This is a genomic window from Tolypothrix sp. FACHB-123 (assembly GCF_014697075.1).
GTDB lineage: Bacteria > Cyanobacteriota > Cyanobacteriia > Cyanobacteriales > Nostocaceae > Aulosira.
In genome coordinates this window covers 99,357-119,036 of record NZ_JACJRE010000021.1, presented here as the reverse complement: position 1 = coordinate 119,036, position 19,680 = coordinate 99,357, and the positions used below count along the sequence as shown (strand labels likewise).

The window sequence follows — 19,680 nt, the reverse complement described above, 5'->3', positions numbered from 1 at the left end:
AAAGAACGTCATCGTAGGGGCGGGGTCTCCCCGCCCTGTGCGACAATTGATATGTCACAATTAATTTTTAAGAAATGAACCGCAGAGACACAGAGAACACAGAGAAATGAGAATTTGAATTTATTGCCGAAGTTGAGATAATTGGTATGAGAAATTACTTTTGATTCTCTCTGCGTCTCTGCGCCTCTGCGTGAGATTCTTTTTTTAATTAACCGCCAAGACGCCAAGAGCGCCAAGAAGAATTTAAGAGAAGGGGAGAATTACATCAATAAATTTGATGGCAATAAAAGGTGCAATAATACCGCCTACACCATAGATAAATATGTTGCGTTTCAATAATTGATCCACCGTTAATGGACGAAACTTCACCCCTTTAAGTGCTAAGGGAATCAATACAGGAATAATCAAAGCGTTATAAATCAACGCCGAAATAATTGCCGATTGCGCACTTTTCAACCCCATAATATTTAATGCACCAATTCCGGCGGCGGCAAAGATTGTGGGGATAATAGCAAAGTATTTGGCGATATCATTCGCAATAGAAAAGGTGGTTAATGCACCACGGGTAATCAGCAATTGTTTGCCAATAGTTACCAAATCAATTAACTTGGTGGGATCTGAATCTAAGTCCACCATGTTAGCAGCTTCTTTGGCGGCTTGAGTACCGGAGTTCATGGCTACACCGACGTTGGCTTGAGCTAATGCGGGTGCGTCGTTGGTACCATCGCCTGTCATGGCGACTAGTTTACCTTGGGATTGTTCAGAGCGAATGACGCTGATTTTATCTTCTGGTGTGGCTTCGGCGATGAAGTCATCAACGCCTGCTTCTTGAGCAATCACACTTGCGGTGATGCGATTATCGCCGGTTAACATGATGGTGCGTACACCCATGCGGCGCAGTTGGTCGAATCTTTCCCGTAAACCTGGTTTTACAATATCTTTGAGATAGATAACGCCGAAAATTTGGTCATCTTGACACACGGCTAAGGGTGTACCGCCTAATCGGGAAACTCGCTCATAAGCTGCATCGACATCATCGGGAATTCTACCACCGCGAGAACGCACAAAACCTTTAATGGCATCGACTGCACCTTTACGCACTTGTTTACCATTGGGTAAATTCGTCCCACTCATGCGGGTTTTGGCGGAAAATTCTACACCTTCGGCTTGTTTACTGTCGAAATCTACTACTATTCCGGCATTTTCGGCTAGTTTGACAATTGACCTGCCTTCTGGTGTTTCATCAAATATACTAGCAGCTAAGGCAACTCTGGCGACATCTGCAACGGTGTAACTATTAACTGGGATAAATTCATCAGCCATGCGGTTTCCCAAGGTGATTGTACCTGTTTTATCTAGCACTAAGGTGTTGATGTCACCGCAAGCTTCTACTGCTCTGCCGGATGTGGCAATGACGTTAAATTGGGCGACTCTATCCATGCCAGCAATGCCAATTGCACTGAGTAAACCACCGATGGTGGTGGGTATTAAAGCTACCAACAGGGAAATTAAAATCGCAACGCTAGCACCTGCACGTAAACTGATGCCGGCTTCCGCGCCAAAGACAATCGTGATAAAGTTGGCGATGTAATTGACAAAGGGTGGCATGGTTGCCACGACAATTAAAAAGACTTGGGTGAGAACGGCTAATAATACGGTGAGGGCGATTTCGTTTGGTGTTTTGGTTCTTTCTGCGCCTTCTACTAGAGATATCATCCGGTCGATAAAACCTTGACCGGGGTCGGCAGTAATGCGTATTGTTAATTCATCGGAGAGTAAGCGTGTTCCCCCGGTGACAGAACTAGCAATATCTGTACCTGGTTGCTTGAGTACAGGCGCAGATTCTCCTGTAATTGCCGATTCATCTACCGAACCGATACCTTGAATAACTTCGCCATCTGCCGGAATCATATCGTTGGCGATGACTTTGACTAAATCGTTGCGGCGCAATTCTGTGGAATTAACTTGCACGATTGTACCATCGGGGAGAATTTTCCGCGCGATCGCATCGGAACGTGTAGACCTTAAAGAATCTGCTTGAGCTTTTCCTCTGCCTTCGGCGACTGCTTCGGCAAAGTTAGCAAAGACAACTGTGAAAAACAGAATTAAGGTAATTAATCCATTTAACAACCGTTGTTGGTTGACATCCGCCTGTAATGTACCGAATAAATTGGGGTTGAGAGTGACAAGAAATGTCACAATTGTTCCCACCCAGACGACAAACATCACAGGATTCTTGACAGCAATGCGGGGATGGAGCTTGACAAATGACTCTTTGATTGCTCTTTGATAAAGTCCCCGCATATCTGCTTTCGGGGTGTGTCTGCGGGAGTCGCGAGTCCCTTGGGGAACGCGAGGCAGGCGGGGGGATGGGTGGGTGTTGGGGTTCATAGGGGGGAGTGTGGGAGACAAGGGGGACAAGGGAGACAAGGGGGACAAGGAAGCGGTGATTGGGGCATAAGGCGTGGTGAATTTATGATGTTTGTTGAGGCTTTGAGGGTGACGGTTGAGGCTTTGAGCTTAAACGTTGTAGTTTTGAACAAGAACGTTGTAGTTTTGAACAAGAACGTTGCAGTTTTGAACAAGAACGTTGAGGCTTTGAACAAGAACGTTGCAGTTTTGAACAAGAACGTTGAGGTTTTGAACATGAACGTTGAGGTTTTGAACATGAACGTTGCAGGTTTGATGCTGGAATTTGCGGCTTTGATGTCGGAATTTGCAGCTTTAAGCTTGAACGTTGCGGCTTTAAACTCGAAACTTGCACCTTCAATGCCCAATGCCCAATACCTAATGCCCAATCCCCAGATAAAATGCTTCACCAATGGGGCCGAATGCTAGAACGGGGAAGAATGTCAGCGCGCCGAGAATTAAAATTACGCCGGCGGTGACGCCTGTAAATAATCCGGTGTCGGTGCGCAATGTGCCGACGTTGAAAGGAACTTGTTGTTTGCGAGATAGACTATCTGCAAGCAACAGCAAACCAATAATGGGGATGTAGCGCCCAGCAAGCAAACTGAAGCATGTACTGAGGTTCCACCACAAAGCGGTGACGGTGGTTTTTGCACCTGTAGCAATCGCTATGGGTGATGGTTGGGAATCGCCTAAACCTTCCAATCCCGAACCATTATTAGCCGCCGCCGAGGCGTATTCATAAATAACTTGGGCGAAACCGTGAAAACCGGGGTTACTAATTCCTGTCAGTTGTTCGGGAAAGGCTAAGGTGATACCCGCAGGAATCATAATGGCGATGGGATGAACTAACAAAATCAAAAAACTCGCCAGCACTACCTCGCGCTTTTCGATTTTGCGTCCGAGAAATTCTGGCGTGCGCCCTACCATCAAACCTGTAGCAAATACTGCCAAAATTAAGTAGGCAAATAAGTAAGCTGTTCCCGTACCTTGTCCACCCCAAATGATTTGCAGAAACATATTTGACAGGGTGACAAAACCGCCGTTAGGCATAAAGGAATCATGCATACTATTAACAGCACCAGTCATGGTTCCTGTGGTGGCTGTGGCAAATAATGCCGACTGCGCCCAACCAAATCTAACTTCCTTGCCTTCTAAATTCGGTTGTGTACTGCCTAAAATCGCATTGACTGCGGAATTTCCGTTATATTCCCCAACGGCGTTAACAATCACGAATATGAGGAAAAGTACGCTTACCATCCCGTAGACTAACCAAGCTTGTTTAGTATTATTGGCAAACAAACCGTATGTATAAATCAGCGATGTGGGGATAGATAACATCGCCACAATCTCAATTAAGTTTGTCAATGGGTTGGGATTTTCAAAGGGATGGGCGGAATTGATAGCGAAAAAGCCGCCGCCGTTTTCTCCTAATTGTTTGATGATTTCAAAATGGGCAACCGGGCCGCGTGCGATCGCCTGATTAATATTAGAATCTTCTAAAGTAGGGAAAACAACAGGCCCCGCTAAAGTTTCCGGTACACCAGCCGCCATCAAAACAATAGCGCCGACAAGACAAATAGGTAATAAAATCCGCGTAATTGCCCGAATTAAATCTACATAGAAATTACCTAAAGGTCTACCAGTCAATCCGCGAATAAAAGCAATCCCCACCGCCAACCCAGTCGCCGCCGAGGTGAACATGTGATAACCCAGCCCCCAAATTTGGCTACCATAGCTGAGGTAAGTTTCCCCGGAATAATGTTGCTGGTTGGTATTAGTAATAAAAGATATAGTTGTGTGTAATGCTGTGTCCCAAGTTGGCGCACCAATCTTAGTTGGGTTCAGGGGTAGCCATCCTTGATTAATCAGAATGAAAAATATCAGCAACCCCATCACTATATTGCTATACAAAATAGCTCTGGCGTACTGCCAACCTGTCATATTTTCTTTAGTGGGAACGCCAACTAAAGAATAAAGCAATCCTTCAACTGGATTGAGAATTGAATCGAGCCAAGTTCGCTGTTCTAAGAAAACCCGCGCTATATATCTACCAAAAATAGGAGTTATCGCCGCGACAATTAGTAGCGTTAATCCTATTTGTATCCATCCTTGTAACATGATGAGTTATCTCAATTGGTGATTGTCAGACAAAGGAGGTATATATATAAGGGCAAGGCACTGCCTTGCCCCTACAGTATTTATTTAATTTCATCATCAATTAATTGAGTCACATATTCAATATATTTAAGATATAAAAACAGGTTTATTTTAGATATAATCAAGCGTTTATTATTTCTATATCTAGCGTTTAGAGCGTTTAGATAATTACCTAAACACCAAGATTAACAATGATTTACAAATTTGAAAAAAGAATGTGACAAATGGTAGGGGCATGGCACTGCCATGCCCTCTAGAATATATTGATGTGCCGATCCCCAATGCCCAATGCCCAATGCCCAATGCCCAATGCCCAATGCCCAATGCCCAATAACAATCAAGCTAGTAGGTTTACAGCCATCTTGGGGCTATTTTTGACTGTCATATTTATGGAGTTTTCTACCCCAACTGAATATGTATTTGGATATTTATATACAGGGCCGATACTATTAGCTAATTCCTGGTTTGGCAGAATGGCTACCTTTTACGCCACATTAATTGCTGTCTGCTTCACGGTTTTAAATATTTTTCTGCCAGGAAATGAAACAATAAAAGCATCGACTATTGCTAGTCGCGCGATCGCAGTTATGGCTTTAATTGTCACAGGTATATTAAGCGATCGCCTGCGTCGTTCTCAAGAAGCGATCGCGATCGCTCGTGCTAAATTACAATCGCAAGCAGAATTAGTCAAAGTCCGCGAAGATTTTGCTTCCACAATCACCCATGATTTAAAAACGCCATTGTTAGGTGCAATTGAAACCATCAAAGCCTTTCAACAAGAAAAATTTGGCTCTGTATCATCCACCCAGCAACAAGTTTTAGCGACAATGGCGCGCAGCCATCAAACTTCCTTACAACTGTTAGAAACTTTATTAGATATCTATCGCAACGATACTGAAGGTTTAAAACTAAACTTAGCCCCTGTAGATTTAACCAACTTAGCAGAAGATGCCGCTAGCAGTTTAATTGAATTAGCCGCCAACCGTCGCGTTCATTTAGCCGTGAGTTATGGCGATTCCGATTGGCGAAGCGCCTTATGGGTTCAAGGTGATGCTTTGCAACTACAGCGAGTATTTAACAATCTATTAGTCAATGCAATAAATCATTCCCGGCGCGGGGGAAGAGTGGAAGTAGTTTTAGAACCGCAAACTAATTACCAAGTCGTGAAAATCCTCGATACAGGCGCAGGAATTGAAACAGCAGAGTTATCTCATCTATTTGAACGATTTTACCAAGGACATAGTGATGCCTTCGGCGGGCTTTGCCTACGCCAAGCCAAAGGTTCAGGCTTGGGGCTTTATCTATCTCGTCAAATTATTACAGCCCACGGCGGTATAATTTGGGCAGAAAACAGACTCCCCACTGGTGCGATGTTTGCTTTCAAATTACCTGTTTATCCAATTTAGGGGCTAGGGGACAGGGACTAGGGACTAGGGAAGGAAGACAAGGAAGACAAATGCCCAATGCCCCCACGCTCACTACAAGTGCCCCATGCCCAATGCCCAATGCCCAATGCCCAATGCCCCATGCCCAATGCCCCATGCCCAATGCCGAGGCAATTTGCCCCAAGCTTACCAATAAAGGAGCGATCGCCTCCCTGGGCACAACTCGGTCTACACTATCCTAAATGGAATTTTTGGGCACACCAATGCTTATTTCATCACGATGAATAGCCTACTGAGGCGATACATCCTCATCATCACATCACTGATTAACCAACTATTAACCATTTACTGGATGCATAAAGTCGGTTTCTATGTCATTCTAAACAATGAGAGTTAATTCGGTGACAGTGTTTGTTTTTAGTATTCACAGGCTTCTCTCCGAAATTTAAATCTCTACACGCTGATAATTTTGGAGAAAATCGATGTCAATTTATGTAGGTAATCTCTCTTATCAAGTTACAGAAGATGACATAAGAGGTATTTTTGCTGAATATGGTACTGTAAAGCGGGTTCAAGTACCCACAGACCGGGAAACGGGCCGTCCCAGAGGCTTCGCTTTCGTGGAAATGGGCACAGATGCTGAAGAAGCAGCTGCCATTGAAGCCCTTGATGGTGCTGAATGGATGGGCCGTGACCTGAAAGTTAATAAAGCCAAGCCCAAAGAAGACAGAGGTTCATCTGGTGGCAACCGGGGCGGATATGGTGGCGGCGGTGGACGCGGACGCTACTAAGATTTGAAACCGTATTGAAACAGAGAGCGAATTTTTAGTCCATTGATGAAGTCAATTTATTAGGAGAGAAGATGACCCAAATTATAGTGGGTGAAAACGAACACCTTGAGTCAGCGTTACGCCGATTTAAACGAGAAGTTTCCAAAGCGGGAATTTTTCAAGACATGAGAAAGCACCGTCACTTTGAAACACCTATTGAAAAATCCAAGCGTAAAAAACAAGCTTTACAAAAGCAAGGTAAAAGACGTTTCCGCACTTAAGAACTGAAATAGATTTTCATTAATGCCCTCATAGTGTCTATGAGGGTTTTCTTTATGGAATTTAGCAGCAGTAAGCAAAAATTAAGCAGTGATAGTTCTTATTTGGTTCAAAACTATATATATCAACACGCTGGAGAGTAAAATACAAGCTGATTAACTTAAATTACTAGAATTTAGTATCTTTAAATATCGGTATAAAATGTATTGTAATTACAAGCTCTCACAAAGCGTCTATGTCTAAGAATTGCCCCTAAATTGGCTAATAAACAAATGCTTGCCAAACCCAACAAAATATATGTAGGAGCCATAACTACTCCAATCATTAACCAAGCAAGTACATGCAGTATCATGAATAGAGCAAAGATACTGGCAATTCCAGCAGCTTGCCAGACCTGAACAGCCGGACGATGCAATAGTGTAAAAGTTATTGTCAATGAGGTAGCAAGCAGGTTGGCTGGAATTAGAAAAGCACAAATGCCAATGCAGTAAGTGCTTGAGAATTCAGTTAACATGTTAAGGTCGAGCATTAGTTTTCTGGCTAAGTTATGAGATTTTAATATGAATGTTTGGCTGGAAAATCTTGTAGAGGCAGGAAGCTAGAGTAGCTAGTTCTGTAGTTAGATATGTCCCAAACTGGCATTTCTTGATAACAATGGCTACAACGCCAGTAAATACCACTATTACTTATATGACGGAGTAAACAATATGAACAGCAAGGGCAACTATGGTGACTCCATAGAGAGTTCCAGGTATATGTAGTTGTATTTCTTTGGCTGTTATCAGTTATATTAAGAGTCAGTAATTGACTCAGATTAGTGGATAAAGCTAGCATTTTTGTCTTCCTTATCTTTGATTTATGATTGTAAAATTGTGATTTCAGTAAAAAAATAAGCATTTATGGTTATCATCAAAACCAAGAAGATTTAATTTAAAATATATTAATTAAATTAATTTTAGAAGTTCTAGAGATACCAACCAAAGAAAGCGTAAGCAACACAAATTAGCGATAAAGATAAGCTAGTAATTTTATTTGAAAAAACTATATTCATCACATTTTTTTGTTAACATAACTCAGAAAAAACGCTCAGAATAACGCTGTATTATGCCCCCAAATTCGCATCCAATTGTTGGGCAACAACTTTAACTAGTGGTTCATCCCATGTGTTCTGAGTCGTTAGTGGTGGTAAGATCCCAGGCTTCTGGAAGAAGTCCGGGATATTGTAGCTCATCACTCATCAAAATTAATGAGATGAACCACTCGCTATTGTTAAACCTAGCTGACAGCCAATGCAGTTAGCAGTGTCAGAGCAATAAACACGATAGCTACTACCCCTTGGAAGATGTAGCGCTGTTGCTGTTCGGTTGAGGGATACTCTGCCAAGGACATAGCAGGCTGAATTGTGTAATTATTGATCATTCCCTCATCATCTACTGTGTAGCCAGTTGCGACGGGTACATTCAGTAATTGACTGCCTTCTCTGTGTGTACGCGCTTGAACTTCAGCGGGGATCAGTTCACTACCATCACTAGGAAGATGGGCGATCGCTTTGTTCGGTTTCTTTCCTGCTTTTAAATCTCCTTGCTTATTGAAATGCATTTCCAATGGCTCGCAGATGTAAACCTCCGCTTCCATAAAGAAGCTGTCAGCAGTCATACAATCATCAAGGTTGAGGGTCGTCCCTTCTCTATCGGTGTAGCGCATGGGCGTGACCTCGTGTTTAACTTATATGTAATTATTATAACAAAATATTTACAAAATTAAAATACTTATGATATGATTTCTATCCTTTTATTTTGGCCAAAAATATCTTTACCTTTGTAAAAGTTCCAAAAACTGTGTTGCAACTAAATACAGGGTCTTGTCTATCAATCTTTAACGAATAGTATTGCTAATAATTGAGCTTGCTTGATAAAAACAAAGAAACCCCCGTGTTTCAGGGGTTAAAAGGGTTATGCCCTTGTAAATGAGTTGCTCGCTACCTAAATAGCCCCTTTCTAATTTACCAACACTACTCCTCTAGATCCACCTAGATACTGCCTACCCCAAACCTGTTTTACTGGCTAAAGCCCATATTAAGTAGTTCCTGGGGAGATGCCAGCATATCAATTGCCACAAAGAAAATCTTGCCTTGCGGATTGAGCAAGAACCGCCATGCCAGATTTATGCCAACACTGTCACCAAACCAGGGAGTTTGCACTTTACCCGTCACTTGAATCTGGGTAAATTCTCCTTCTGCTGGTTCAGATACCCCCCGCTCTGGCATGAGCTTGAGTCCGTAGCATTCTTCCCGCATATAGGCGAGGATCTTCTCTCGACCCACAATCGGTTCTTGGAAAGGGGGTTGCAGGGCAGCATTTTCAGCAAATAAAGCCACAGCCCCTTGGAAGTCAAAGGCGTTCATATTCTCCATATAGCTTAGGACTATCAAGTTGTTGATGCCCTCAATGCTAACCTTAGCTCTGGGTGCGATATCTTTAGGTGGAACCACAGGTTCTTTGACTTTTTGGGTGTTAACCGTTGGGGCATACCCCATATTGACGACAATATTTTGTAATACGGTGAGTTGTTGACCCCCTTCAAGTTGACGGATAGCTTGGAGGACATCAGATGCCTGTGGAGACAGTTCATAACTTTCTGGAATGGGAGCAACGATTCCTTGTTTCATCCACTCACCTAACTGATACCAGAAGCCCAACTTGATATTTGTGCCGAAAGATGAATATGTACGGCAGATGGGAGTATCACTATGATTAACTAGATCGCACATAACTTGCGTTTGCTCTCTAGCAGGCATCTGCTTGATTTGAGTCAGGGTTTTTTCTGCGAAGACCATATTGGCTGCTCCCATAGCAGCAGGAGTAATTGTAACTCCCATCTCGGTATAGGCAAACCAAAGTAAAGCCAACTGATCCTCAGCACTGAGTTGGTTGCATGATTCAACTGTAGCTGGAATTGCATTAGCAACTTGAGTTGCTGGAAAAATGGAGCGTGCAGACTCGATAGTAAACGACATTTTTTAAAATCTCCAGAACGAAATTACATTAATTGATAGTGTTTCAAAAATGGTGATACTAGCTTGAAATGGGCATTGGGCATTGGGCATAGGAAAGATAGATTTTCATGTTTGGTTGTGAGATATTCTTGTGATTGACTAGCTTGAAACTGACGCTTCTAACTGCTGTTCAAGACTTAAATCACCATATTTAGGAACATGATCCAAAATCCGTTGCGCGATCGCATATGATGACTGTTGGCAAACAGCTAAACAGGCAAGCACAGCGACGAATTCATCAATATCTAAGGGTTTGGTAAACCATAGGTCAAACCCACCAGACAAAGCCCGTTCACACATCTTTTCATCGGCGTAGCCTGTCACAGCAATGGCTAACACTACTTGCCCTCGCTCTTTCGCTTTGCTTTTGACTTTTTGAATCAGGGCATAGCCATCTTCCTTGGGCAAGCTAATGTCACTCACGACTATATAAGGTTGCCATTGCTCAAATATCTCCAGAGCTTGCGGGGCTGAAAACGCTTGTTGTACCTCAACACCATAGAGTTGCAGCAGGATCGTTATCAAATCGCAGCAATCGACATTATTGTCTACGATGAGTACTTGCAGCCCTTGGAGGGATGAAAGATTATTAAGAAATCTATTACTTGGATACATAGCTACACCAATTGAGATTTCATGTGCAACGAGTGCTAAAAATCCTCAGTAATTCCTTAAAGGAGTGAACTGTTAGAGAGCAAGAATATAGCATCCTGTCTCTTACAGCATGACAAGTTGCTGTTTGATTTCCGGGGTTATTTGGTTAACTTCAACATGAAAAGTAAAAAAAGTTTTAGAGATTAATTATTTCAAGATTCTTTTACTAAAAAATATCCAGACAATAATAGGGCGGTGACTATAAATAGAAATAGTCACCGCCCTATAAATACTATTTCCTATTTAAGCGGTTGCTTATGCAGGAATTAACACTGTATCAATGATGTGGATTACACCATTATCAGCAGCAACATCTGGTGTTGTGACTGTGGCATTGTTTATCTTGACACCTTTAGAAGCGTCAATTTTCACATCTTCACCTTCAACGGTTTTAGCTGATTTCAGCTTCACCACATCCGCCGCCATCACTTTGCCGGAAACAACATGATAGGTCAGGATTTTTTTGAGCTTGGGAATGTCTTGAAGCAATGCGTCTACTGTACCTTTAGCAAGCTTGGCAAACGCTTCATCTGTGGGTGCAAAGACGGTGAATGGCCCAGTTCCTTTAAGAGTATCTACTAGACCAGCAGCTTTGACCGCAGCTACTAGGGTACTGAAAGAACCAGCATTAATAGCAGTATCAACAATATCAGCCATGTGTTTTACCTGGGGAGCGTGAAATCTGTGTACAAGGTTTAGTATGACACCCTGTTGTCATAAATCATGTTTAAGCAACTGTTTGAATAGCGTATAATTTGTCTGATTTGTAGTAAAAAGTCACAATTAATTTGAAATAAATTTAAAATATATTCTGTCAAATTATGCTTTAGTAAATACAAAATATTTATCGCTAAAATCCCAAATAAATTTTTTTAATAAAATTTCCCAATTTAAGAGGATGTTTTTCAAATCTCAGGTGATATATCAAATATTTTTAGAGGTTGTTTGAAAAGTTTTTGGCTGTATTTTAACACTGATTTATCCCCCTACCCCCTTTTTTAAGGCAAAGCTGTTTCAGTCCTTTTAGGGAATGAAACAGCTCTGCTTTTTGAAGGAGGATTTAGGGGGATAAAACCACAGCACCCGTGTGTACACCGTAGCCTGAAAAAGGGGGAATTAAAAAGAATCTTAGCCCCTTTTTCAGGGACGCCTATTGGAGATTAGTAATTAGGTAGTCGAAGTAAGTACCAACTTCGCTTGCATCTTCTGCAGATAACATTGAGATAGTGATGTTTTTCATTGCACGGACACTTTCAGCAACCGCATCAATTGGGGTGCCGAGAGATCTGTACATTTGCCGCACACCAACAATCCCGATCTCTTGAATTGGCGTAGTATCTCCAGCCGCTACGCTGTAAGTAATCAACCGTAGATAGTAATCCATATCCCGCAAGCAGGTGGCAGTCATATTTTCGCCATAGGCATTGCCACCTGGAGCAACAAGGCGTGGAAACCTCTGAAATATGTCCTTTCCAGCTTGCTTAACAATAGTTGCGCGACTTTGAGTTAAAGCTTCTACAAGGTGCAAACGGCGCTGACTGCTCTTAACAAAGATATTAATCTGGTCTAATTCTCCAGGAGTGAGATAGCGAACCTCTGCATCTGCATTTAGAATCATCTTGGTAATAATACTCATTTACAAACTCCTGAAAGATTTAAATTAGGCGTATATTGAGAACTGCTGCAATGAACTACATCCGTTGTCCTCAAGCATGACTTGGCGCTGTTCTATTTCTTGGTTTATTTAGTTAACTACGACATGAAAAATCATCTTTAATATCTAGCGATGAGCAGTACCGTTAATCTCAAGGCACTGCTCACCAATAGCAAATTTATTGTCCAGTCTTAGCTAGAGAAATAATTGGCAGACTCTAAGAGGTCGTTGTGTGTTCTGCCATCAGGCATTTTTGCTCCCCGGAGATTAGCACCTCTGAAATTGGCTCCTTTTAGTCCAGCCCAGTTGAGATTAGCACTGCTTAAATCTGAGTTGCTCAAGTCTGCATTATGCAAATGTGCCCCAGTCAGATCTACACCACTCAAAATTGCTTTAGCTAAATTTATTCCTCTCCAGTCTGCTTGTCTAAAATTTCTTTCTCCGGCAGCATATCGTCTTAAAACTTCCTTGGCATCCATATTGGTTGCCTCGCAACTTGTAGCGTTGTCGCTGTTTATATTTCCATTATAACTCACAATGTATCATTGTGGCAGCAGCAGTTTACTCTTTGCGATCGCATCTTGTTAGGTTGTGTAGCAAAAACAGTTACACGATCTTATTTGCTTCCTCAACTGCGGCATTCAGTGCTTGATAGGCTGTTTCATAACAACCAAACAAGCAGGAGTCAAAGTCTGCAATGGGGGATGGGTTGCGCTCGAATACGTTATCGATAGCGATCGCGTAAGAATAATTTCTTTGATTTAAAGGGTGGGAATGTACTGCCACATACCACTGTAGAGTAATTCCACCCTCAAATTTAGTCCCGTCTTTTTCTAGGATTGGTTTATACATTGTTGCCTAAACTCCTGATAGCTTTAGTCGATCAACACTAAGGCAATTTAGCTTAGATGCGGAAATTAACACCTCTGTGTGGCAGGATAGCTCAGGTGTTAAAGTCTAGTATTAGTTGACCAAGATGGATTTAGATTCAAGTTGCGATCGCCCATTACCATGATGCGCCAAAGCTGCCATTCCTTGTTCTGATGCACGTAACTCCTTGTCAGAGATTTCTGGCTCCTTAGTATAAACTGAACTCAACAAGATATTCAAAATTCCACTTTCTTCAGCTTGACGGACGGCACGATGGGTAATCAGTTCGCCCACATTCAGAATCACATTGTCTTCTGGATCAAGGATGACACGGGTAACTGGACGACCCAATGCTTGTTCAATTCGTTGCTTCTTCATTGCCCTTGTACTGCGTCCTTGTAGCTTTTCAGACTGCTTTTTCAAGGCTTGCCAGAAACTGTTGAGGTTCTTTTGGGCGACACTTGCTCCGTCGCGCAGTTGAACTTTGGTTTCTAACCAAGTGTCATTAGCGCTAGAACGGGCTGCGGTTGCCAAATGTAGACCAGCAGCGTTGAGTAATTCTAATTCTTTACCGTAAGCCTGGGTACGATCGAGAACGGATTCGGTCACAATTTGCCCAGATGCGGCAATAATTAAGCCGTCGTTAGCACGCACTGTTTGCAAGACTCTGCGCCCTTTTGCTTGTAGGATCGCTACCTGTGCAGCCACCCCATCAACTGAGTGACGCAGATTAGCGACGCTACTTTGAGTTGCGTTCCCAATTTGATTGCTAGTAGATTGGATTGCTGCTTGCATATTGCGGCTGATGTTTGCAGTGAGACTGCCACCGGTGGCTCGATAGAGTTGATCGAGGATACCCATGCGATCGGCTGATTCTGCATCAACTAGGGTGACTTCCTGCCCTTGCAGTAGCAATATATTTCCGTCTGGAGTCCGCACATCCTCCTCAACGTGCTTGCCAATCACATATACCTTTTGCTCCCCAGGATCAATCAGATTATTTGTCAGCGAAGCAGTCGCATCTCGATTTAGGTCTTGCAGTTTGCTGCTAGTAGCATCAGTTGCATTCTGCAATTGCTCACCTGCATTCTGCCTTGCTTGTTGTAGGCTACGGTTCACGTTCTCTACCGAACTTTGCAGTTGCTGATTTACGGTTTGAACTGCTGTTTGCAGTCTGCGGTTAGCAGTCTCAGCCGAGTCTTGGAATTTATCTTCGGTTGCGTTAACGGCTCCTTGGATACCACCAACCTGTTCTGCCATCATTTGAGCAGTTTCTGGAGGCACAAAAGCAACATCGGCACCAATTTTCAGCGTTTCGGGAGCAGGAACAAACGATCGCCCAGAGTAAACATCGGCAAACACACCACCTGAAACTTCGTATCCTTCCACCAACCCACTATGCTCATCAAAGAACAAATCAACCAGTCCGCCAAGATCCAGTCCCTCAGTGGTGAGAATTCTCGTGCCTCTCAGCACGATATTATGGTGCAAAATCTCTTTAATTGCCGGCACAAGATGTGCCTCAACAACAGATGCTTTCGAGTTAACGACGATCGCATCTAACCCTATAGCTCGCACCTCTTGCAGAGGAATCACTTTTGCATCCCGAAACAGTCCCTTCTCTTCAACTAAAAAGCCCAAAATTTGATTGCGATTTTGATCGAAAATTAAATCTTGAATTCGTTCAATTTTTTTACCCGCGTCGTATGTGACGACAACTTTATCGATAATATCACTACCTTTACGCATTTATTCCTCGCAGTTTTTATTGATTGGGTTGTCCAGTCACTTGTTCGTTAGTTGGCTGACTTTTTAGCTGAAAATATCTTCCCTCTCGACCAAAGCCAGCAACAACATCAATCCAGCCAAAGTATTCGAGGAGTACCCCAAAGATAGCGAGCAAGATGATGATAACGGTGATGTTTGCTCCAGTATTAGAGCGTTGTCCTACGAGTCTTGGCATTTTTTCCTTTTAGTTTATTGTTATTTGTTATAGCCAGAATTGCTGTCAGTTTTAGACAAGATTATTTCCACCAAAAATATAATTTATCTACCTATTTATCGGATAATGCCTTTGTTGACTTTGTTATTTAAAAATAAATAAACTCAAAAGATGTATTTCTAAAGATACATTTTTAATTTACTTGTTTTCAAGCTATTGAAGCTATTTCTGAAACAAATATTTTTAGCCTTACTACTATTGTATTGCTTAAAAGATAATTTTAGTTCCGTCTAATGGTAGGCTATTTTTAAAAAAATAATTTATCAGTGCAAAATATCCAAATTTTAGGCTATTCAAATTTTCCTTAAACCTAACTGGAAAATAAGGGCTAGGGGCTAGGGGCTAGGGGAAAGAGATTTTCATGTTTGGTTGTGTGATTTTCTGGTGATTAGCTGATTTCAAACAGCAGGGGTTGGCTTTGCTGGATAAAAGGTTTAAGTGTGTTTGTAATATTTGAGTTTGTTTTGTCTCTCAGATTCTCAAATAATACTGTGAAGGGCAGGGAATTATTTCCTCGACTGCTGGCTGACTATTGTTGAAGCCAGAGACAGCAATCGTAACAACTTTACTCTCAATTGTTCAGCCAAAAAATATTTTGAGATTTGCTAGAGAGTTTTAGAACTTTGATGTGTGATAATTAAAGACAAATGTTCATAGATTTTTTGGGGAGGAGTTTTTAAATCCCAAACTATTCCCAGCCATGAAAGTAGCTTGAGAATGTAATGGGTACAATCTATTTCCCACCAGTAGAAACCTTGCCGTTCTGAAGCCGGATAATAATGATGATTATTATGCCAACCTTCGCCGAGAGTTATGAGAGCTAAAAACCAATTATTGCAACTACTATCTGTTGTGTTAAAACGGCGATAACCAAAGATATGAGCAAGGGAATTAATTGTAAAAGTTGTGTGATAAAGTAGCAAAGTACTTAAACAAAATCCCCATACAAGCATCTGTAACCCAGTAGTTTTTAGCTGAGGAATACACAATTGAAGCGCTATACCAATGGCAGTTACAGTGATTGCTAGCACAATAGGAACAATCATATGGAAACGGTTTAACCACCGCAACTCTGGATATTTGGCAAAATCTCTGACTTGCTTTTCGTCTGTTTGGGAATATTTAGGAGACATCACCCAACCAATGTGCGACCACCACAAACCATGAACAACCGGAGAATGAATATCCTGTTCTGTATCTGCATTGCGGTGGTGATGGCGATGATGCGCTGCCCACCATAGGGGGCCCAACTGAGCTGAAGAATTACCTAAAACAGCAAGAATAAATTGAAACCAACGTGTTGTTTTATAAGTGCGATGTGAAAAATAACGGTGATATCCTGCTGTGATTCCAAACATCCTGATGAACCAAAGAATGAAGCAGGTAATGAGAGCAGCCCAACTAAAACCCACCCAAAAAATTAATAGGCTACTGATATGAATTGATATAAAAGGAATATTACCTAAAATATCTATTTTATTTTCTTGCCTTGATAACATAAATTGCCAGCTTTTGAATCAGGTTCACAAATAGCAATGATTACTAGTAAAAACTTCGTTTTAAATATTTGTAATATTGCAACTTCTGGTTATAGTAATCGACTTTCTATCTGCTGTCATTGCTCTAAAGAGCTAATTAGTAAAACACAGCGTAAATACAGCTACCATTTCAAACAGTCACAAGCCTTGATTTATTAACCTTTTGACCCTACCCTTCGGGAACTCCTTCGGAGAACGACTACGCTCAGGGTCAAGGTTGAGCAAAGCCGAAACTTGACTTTTGAATTCCGCGTAGCGGTACTAGTGTTTATAGAGAAGCGCTACCTCTTTACTTTTCCAACATGACAAATCGGTGTTTGAGATGAGGGTGTGGCAAAGGTTAGAGATGTATAAGATGAGTAAATAGTGTTTGAATTTGTTACAAAAATTAAAATATTTGGTTTTAATTCCCCTTGGACTCTGACTTATGTATGATTTAACTAGAGAAAAAAATATGTAGCATAAGGAAAAGTATAAAATCCTTGGTATTCATAAAAATTTAAGATCTGAATTTTAATATGAGTTTTTTGTCTTATGGTCAGGCGATCGCTCCAAGCATCACAGATTGGAATTCAACAGGCTAAAAGAGCGTTTGCCCGCAAAGGTTGGACTCAGGAAAATTTGGCGTTAGAAGTCGGCTTAAAGACTAGACAACCTATTTGGCGGTTTTTCTCTGGGCGTCCGGTTGAGCGTCATATTTTTTTAGAAATTTGTTCCATATTGGAATTGAATTGGCGGGAGATTGCTGCCGATCCACCGGACGAATTCTTTGATCCCACAGAAATTGCCCAGCCTCCTGTCTTAGATATTGATGTCTTAGTGCAACAAGTGCGATCGCAACGTCAGGACAAAATTCAAGACCAATGCGGGATATTGCAGTTATTAGATATGGGTCATCCCGTTGCGCTCGATGATATATATATTGATGTCAATATTCTAGAAGACATCCCCAGTCAACAGTGGTTAGATATATCTAACCTGCAAAACCTTGAACCAACTGAATTTGACCGTTTTGGCTTAGGGGAAGTTGAACAGAAACAAATACCGGGTATGCGGGCAGTCGAAACTTACTCCAAGCTCAGGGTGCTGGGTAAACCGGGAGTAGGTAAAACCACCTTCTTGCAACATCTTGCTATTCAGTGCAACCAAGGCGCATTTGCAGGCAACCAAGTTCCTGTTTTCATCGTATTGAGGAATTTTGCGGAAGAATCTAGGGTAAGTGGCGAGTTCAGCCTCTTACACTACATCCGCCAGGAATTTGTTACGTCTGGAATTACAGAAGAATCTGTGATTGAAACCTTGCTTGAGAAAGGCAGAGTATTGCTATTGTTCGATGGGATGGATGAAGTTCTTAACCAAGAAAGCAATGCTGTCTTAAGAGAAATTCGCAGATTTTCTGACAAATATCACAAAAATCGGTTTGTAGCGGCCTGTCGAACGGCGGCTAAAAAGCTCACCCTCCGGGGCTTTACTGATGTTGAGATTGCCCCGTTTACCTCTGAACAAATCCGCGCCTTCGCTCGAAAATGGTTTGTGGCATTCACTAAGACAAATACTCAACATGGGCAAGAACAGTCCATTCAGTTTATTCATAAGCTGGACTTACCCGAAAACTGGCAATTTCGCCAACTAGTTATCACACCCCTATTTCTGCATCTAGCCTGCTGGGTGTTCCACGGTCAGGAAAAATTTCCCACTAAGCGGACTGATTTTTATAAGCAAGGGCTAGATCTTCTTTTGGGGAAATGGGATGAAGCTAGAGGCGTGGAACGGGATGAGGTTTACCGAGGATTTTTATTACCACAAAAGCTCAAGTTATTAAGTCAAATAGCCGCCGCAACCTTTGAAGGGGGTCAGTACTTCTTTGAGCAACGGGTGATTGAGCAATACATCAGTGACTATATTCGGAATCTCCCTGACGTTTCAATGGAGCCAGAGGAACTGCAATTAGAAAGTGAAGCGGTACTAAAGGCCATCGAAGCTCAACATGGGCTACTGACAGAACGAGCGCGGGGAATTTTCTCCTTCTCTTATCTAGTGTTTCAAGAATACTTCACGGCGAGAAAAATCGTTGCCAGCCATAACCTACAGGCATTAGAACAAGCTCTGACAGGATTAGTCAGTCACATCACTGACCCTCACTGGCGCGAAATCTTCTTGTTGACAGCTGCCATGCTTCGGAGTGCAGACGGGCTGGTGCAGTTGATGAAGCAACACATTGATGCACTAGTTGCCCAAGACCCGTACCTCCAAGAATTTTTGACATGGGCAAGCCAGAAATCTCTGACTACCCCATCGCCACCAAAAGTTGCGAGTAACCGTGCATTTTACCTTGCTCTTGCCCGGAATCCTCACATAGCTTCTCACTTTACCCTAGCCTGTACCCTCGACCAGGGAATGCTTCTGGATGCCGTGTTAGATAACTTGCTGCTGGAATGTGCGATCGACCGCAGCCAAGATTTTGCCTATGCTCATGCCTGTGGAGATGCTCTGTCGAACATTCTGAGCATTGTTTTGGATGCTGGACTCCATAAATCCCTGCAACAGCTTCAGGAGCAATTGCCAAACCATAATCAAAACCAAGAAAAATTTCAACTATGGTGGCAGGCACACTCTTCAGCTTGGATTGAACAATTAAAAATGACGGTGATGAATTATCGTAACATTAATCACCATTGGCAATTTAGTCAGCAGCAACAGCAAGTGCTGCAACGCTACTATGATGCCAATCAGTTACTTCTCGATTGCTTGAATAGCAATTGTGAGGTGACATCTGCGATTAGACAAGAAATTGAAGCAACTTTATTGTTACCCCAAAAGGAACTTGAAGATAGGGAATGGCAATAGGCGTCGATGTATTCTAGAGGGCATGGCAGTGCCAATGCCCCTACGAATGTATTCATA

At 42.2% G+C, this 19,680-nt stretch carries 19 protein-coding genes; 6 read left to right on the top strand and 13 right to left on the bottom strand.

Annotated features, from left to right (window positions below; all coding sequences use genetic code 11):
- Positions 1 to 243: 243 nt before the first annotated feature.
- Positions 244 to 2,391: a potassium-transporting ATPase subunit KdpB gene (gene kdpB / locus H6G41_RS15915; RefSeq protein ID WP_190747154.1), complete on the bottom strand. Its 2,148-nt coding sequence runs from the start codon at positions 2,389 to 2,391 to the stop codon at positions 244 to 246.
- Positions 2,392 to 2,475: 84 nt separating this feature from the next.
- On the opposite strand from kdpB, the gene H6G41_RS15910 reads away from it, so the two are divergent.
- Positions 2,476 to 2,838, top strand: coding sequence for a hypothetical protein (locus tag H6G41_RS15910; RefSeq protein ID WP_190747153.1), 363 nt, complete (start codon positions 2,476 to 2,478; stop codon positions 2,836 to 2,838).
- Here the strand turns inward: H6G41_RS15910 and kdpA are convergent.
- Positions 2,788 to 4,530 carry a potassium-transporting ATPase subunit KdpA gene (kdpA, locus tag H6G41_RS15905; protein WP_190747152.1) on the bottom strand — a complete coding sequence of 581 codons (1,743 nt, stop codon included), beginning with the start codon at positions 4,528 to 4,530 and terminating at the stop codon, positions 2,788 to 2,790. The two genes, H6G41_RS15910 and kdpA, sit on opposite strands and share 51 nt — an antisense overlap.
- Positions 4,531 to 4,871: 341 nt before the next feature.
- Between kdpA and H6G41_RS15900 the strand changes: the two genes are divergently transcribed.
- The 4 genes from H6G41_RS15900 to rpsU all read left to right on the top strand — a co-directional run bounded on the left by H6G41_RS15900 (position 4,872) and on the right by rpsU (position 7,005).
- Positions 4,872 to 5,975 carry a sensor histidine kinase KdpD gene (locus H6G41_RS15900; protein WP_242037945.1) on the top strand — a complete coding sequence of 368 codons (1,104 nt, stop codon included), beginning with the start codon at positions 4,872 to 4,874 and terminating at the stop codon, positions 5,973 to 5,975.
- A 57-nt stretch (positions 5,976 to 6,032) separates the two neighbouring features.
- Complete coding sequence (locus H6G41_RS15895; RefSeq protein ID WP_190747150.1) at positions 6,033 to 6,242, top strand: hypothetical protein; 210 nt, start codon at positions 6,033 to 6,035, stop codon at positions 6,240 to 6,242.
- A gap of 194 nt (positions 6,243 to 6,436) precedes the next feature.
- Complete coding sequence (locus H6G41_RS15890) at positions 6,437 to 6,745, top strand: RNA-binding protein (RefSeq protein WP_190747149.1); 309 nt, start codon at positions 6,437 to 6,439, stop codon at positions 6,743 to 6,745.
- A 71-nt stretch (positions 6,746 to 6,816) separates the two neighbouring features.
- Entirely contained in the window at positions 6,817 to 7,005 is a 189-nt protein-coding gene (rpsU, locus tag H6G41_RS15885; RefSeq protein ID WP_096683615.1) for a 30S ribosomal protein S21, read from the top strand.
- 182 nt (positions 7,006 to 7,187) lie between these two features.
- Here the strand turns inward: rpsU and H6G41_RS15880 are convergent, their stop codons facing one another.
- The 11 genes from H6G41_RS15880 to H6G41_RS15830 form a co-directional block, all read right to left on the bottom strand.
- Positions 7,188 to 7,532, bottom strand: a complete 345-nt coding sequence (locus H6G41_RS15880; RefSeq protein ID WP_190747148.1) for a hypothetical protein — start codon at positions 7,530 to 7,532, stop codon at positions 7,188 to 7,190.
- A 746-nt stretch (positions 7,533 to 8,278) separates the two neighbouring features.
- Positions 8,279 to 8,707 (bottom strand): photosystem II assembly protein Psb34, encoded by a 429-nt coding sequence (gene psb34, locus H6G41_RS15875; RefSeq protein ID WP_190747147.1) that lies wholly within the window; start codon positions 8,705 to 8,707, stop codon positions 8,279 to 8,281.
- Positions 8,708 to 9,059: 352 nt separating this feature from the next.
- A complete protein-coding gene (locus tag H6G41_RS15870; RefSeq protein WP_190747146.1) occupies positions 9,060 to 10,019 on the bottom strand; it encodes an orange carotenoid-binding protein in 960 nt (319 codons plus the stop codon).
- A 138-nt stretch (positions 10,020 to 10,157) separates the two neighbouring features.
- Positions 10,158 to 10,673, bottom strand: coding sequence for a response regulator (locus H6G41_RS15865; protein ID WP_190747145.1), 516 nt, complete (start codon positions 10,671 to 10,673; stop codon positions 10,158 to 10,160).
- 294 nt (positions 10,674 to 10,967) lie between these two features.
- Positions 10,968 to 11,369 (bottom strand): fasciclin domain-containing protein, encoded by a 402-nt coding sequence (locus H6G41_RS15860; protein WP_190624240.1) that lies wholly within the window; start codon positions 11,367 to 11,369, stop codon positions 10,968 to 10,970.
- A 493-nt stretch (positions 11,370 to 11,862) separates the two neighbouring features.
- The gene (locus H6G41_RS15855) at positions 11,863 to 12,348 is read right to left on the bottom strand and encodes an allophycocyanin (RefSeq protein ID WP_190747144.1); all 486 of its coding nucleotides are present in this window, start codon (positions 12,346 to 12,348) and stop codon (positions 11,863 to 11,865) included.
- Positions 12,349 to 12,557: 209 nt separating this feature from the next.
- Positions 12,558 to 12,845, bottom strand: coding sequence for a pentapeptide repeat-containing protein (locus H6G41_RS15850; RefSeq protein WP_190747143.1), 288 nt, complete (start codon positions 12,843 to 12,845; stop codon positions 12,558 to 12,560).
- A gap of 127 nt (positions 12,846 to 12,972) precedes the next feature.
- Positions 12,973 to 13,218, bottom strand: a complete 246-nt coding sequence (locus H6G41_RS15845; RefSeq protein ID WP_096646632.1) for a hypothetical protein — start codon at positions 13,216 to 13,218, stop codon at positions 12,973 to 12,975.
- A 111-nt stretch (positions 13,219 to 13,329) separates the two neighbouring features.
- Positions 13,330 to 14,985 carry a PRC-barrel domain-containing protein gene (locus tag H6G41_RS15840; protein WP_190747142.1) on the bottom strand — a complete coding sequence of 552 codons (1,656 nt, stop codon included), beginning with the start codon at positions 14,983 to 14,985 and terminating at the stop codon, positions 13,330 to 13,332.
- Positions 14,986 to 15,001: 16 nt separating this feature from the next.
- Positions 15,002 to 15,199 (bottom strand): hypothetical protein, encoded by a 198-nt coding sequence (locus tag H6G41_RS15835; protein ID WP_096646630.1) that lies wholly within the window; start codon positions 15,197 to 15,199, stop codon positions 15,002 to 15,004.
- A gap of 644 nt (positions 15,200 to 15,843) precedes the next feature.
- The gene (locus tag H6G41_RS15830) at positions 15,844 to 16,596 is read right to left on the bottom strand and encodes an acyl-CoA desaturase (protein WP_242037944.1); all 753 of its coding nucleotides are present in this window, start codon (positions 16,594 to 16,596) and stop codon (positions 15,844 to 15,846) included.
- A 714-nt stretch (positions 16,597 to 17,310) separates the two neighbouring features.
- Here H6G41_RS15830 and H6G41_RS15825 point away from each other — a divergent pair.
- On the top strand, positions 17,311 to 19,623 hold the full coding sequence (locus H6G41_RS15825; protein WP_190747140.1) for an NACHT domain-containing NTPase: 2,313 nt from the start codon (positions 17,311 to 17,313) through the stop codon (positions 19,621 to 19,623).
- Positions 19,624 to 19,680: the final 57 nt, after the last annotated feature.

Coding starts and splice junctions, on each gene's coding strand:
- kdpB (WP_190747154.1), bottom strand. CDS start 2,391: ATGAACCCCAACACCCACCCATCCCCCCGCCTGCCTCGCGTTCCCCAA.
- H6G41_RS15910 (WP_190747153.1), top strand. CDS start 2,476: ATGATGTTTGTTGAGGCTTTGAGGGTGACGGTTGAGGCTTTGAGCTTA.
- kdpA (WP_190747152.1), bottom strand. CDS start 4,530: ATGTTACAAGGATGGATACAAATAGGATTAACGCTACTAATTGTCGCG.
- H6G41_RS15900 (WP_242037945.1), top strand. CDS start 4,872: ATGCCCAATGCCCAATGCCCAATGCCCAATAACAATCAAGCTAGTAGG.
- H6G41_RS15895 (WP_190747150.1), top strand. CDS start 6,033: ATGCCCCCACGCTCACTACAAGTGCCCCATGCCCAATGCCCAATGCCC.
- H6G41_RS15890 (WP_190747149.1), top strand. CDS start 6,437: ATGTCAATTTATGTAGGTAATCTCTCTTATCAAGTTACAGAAGATGAC.
- rpsU (WP_096683615.1), top strand. CDS start 6,817: ATGACCCAAATTATAGTGGGTGAAAACGAACACCTTGAGTCAGCGTTA.
- H6G41_RS15880 (WP_190747148.1), bottom strand. CDS start 7,532: ATGCTCGACCTTAACATGTTAACTGAATTCTCAAGCACTTACTGCATT.
- psb34 (WP_190747147.1), bottom strand. CDS start 8,707: ATGCGCTACACCGATAGAGAAGGGACGACCCTCAACCTTGATGATTGT.
- H6G41_RS15870 (WP_190747146.1), bottom strand. CDS start 10,019: ATGTCGTTTACTATCGAGTCTGCACGCTCCATTTTTCCAGCAACTCAA.
- H6G41_RS15865 (WP_190747145.1), bottom strand. CDS start 10,673: ATGTATCCAAGTAATAGATTTCTTAATAATCTTTCATCCCTCCAAGGG.
- H6G41_RS15860 (WP_190624240.1), bottom strand. CDS start 11,369: ATGGCTGATATTGTTGATACTGCTATTAATGCTGGTTCTTTCAGTACC.
- H6G41_RS15855 (WP_190747144.1), bottom strand. CDS start 12,348: ATGAGTATTATTACCAAGATGATTCTAAATGCAGATGCAGAGGTTCGC.
- H6G41_RS15850 (WP_190747143.1), bottom strand. CDS start 12,845: ATGGATGCCAAGGAAGTTTTAAGACGATATGCTGCCGGAGAAAGAAAT.
- H6G41_RS15845 (WP_096646632.1), bottom strand. CDS start 13,218: ATGTATAAACCAATCCTAGAAAAAGACGGGACTAAATTTGAGGGTGGA.
- H6G41_RS15840 (WP_190747142.1), bottom strand. CDS start 14,985: ATGCGTAAAGGTAGTGATATTATCGATAAAGTTGTCGTCACATACGAC.
- H6G41_RS15835 (WP_096646630.1), bottom strand. CDS start 15,199: ATGCCAAGACTCGTAGGACAACGCTCTAATACTGGAGCAAACATCACC.
- H6G41_RS15830 (WP_242037944.1), bottom strand. CDS start 16,596: ATGTTTGGAATCACAGCAGGATATCACCGTTATTTTTCACATCGCACT.
- H6G41_RS15825 (WP_190747140.1), top strand. CDS start 17,311: ATGGTCAGGCGATCGCTCCAAGCATCACAGATTGGAATTCAACAGGCT.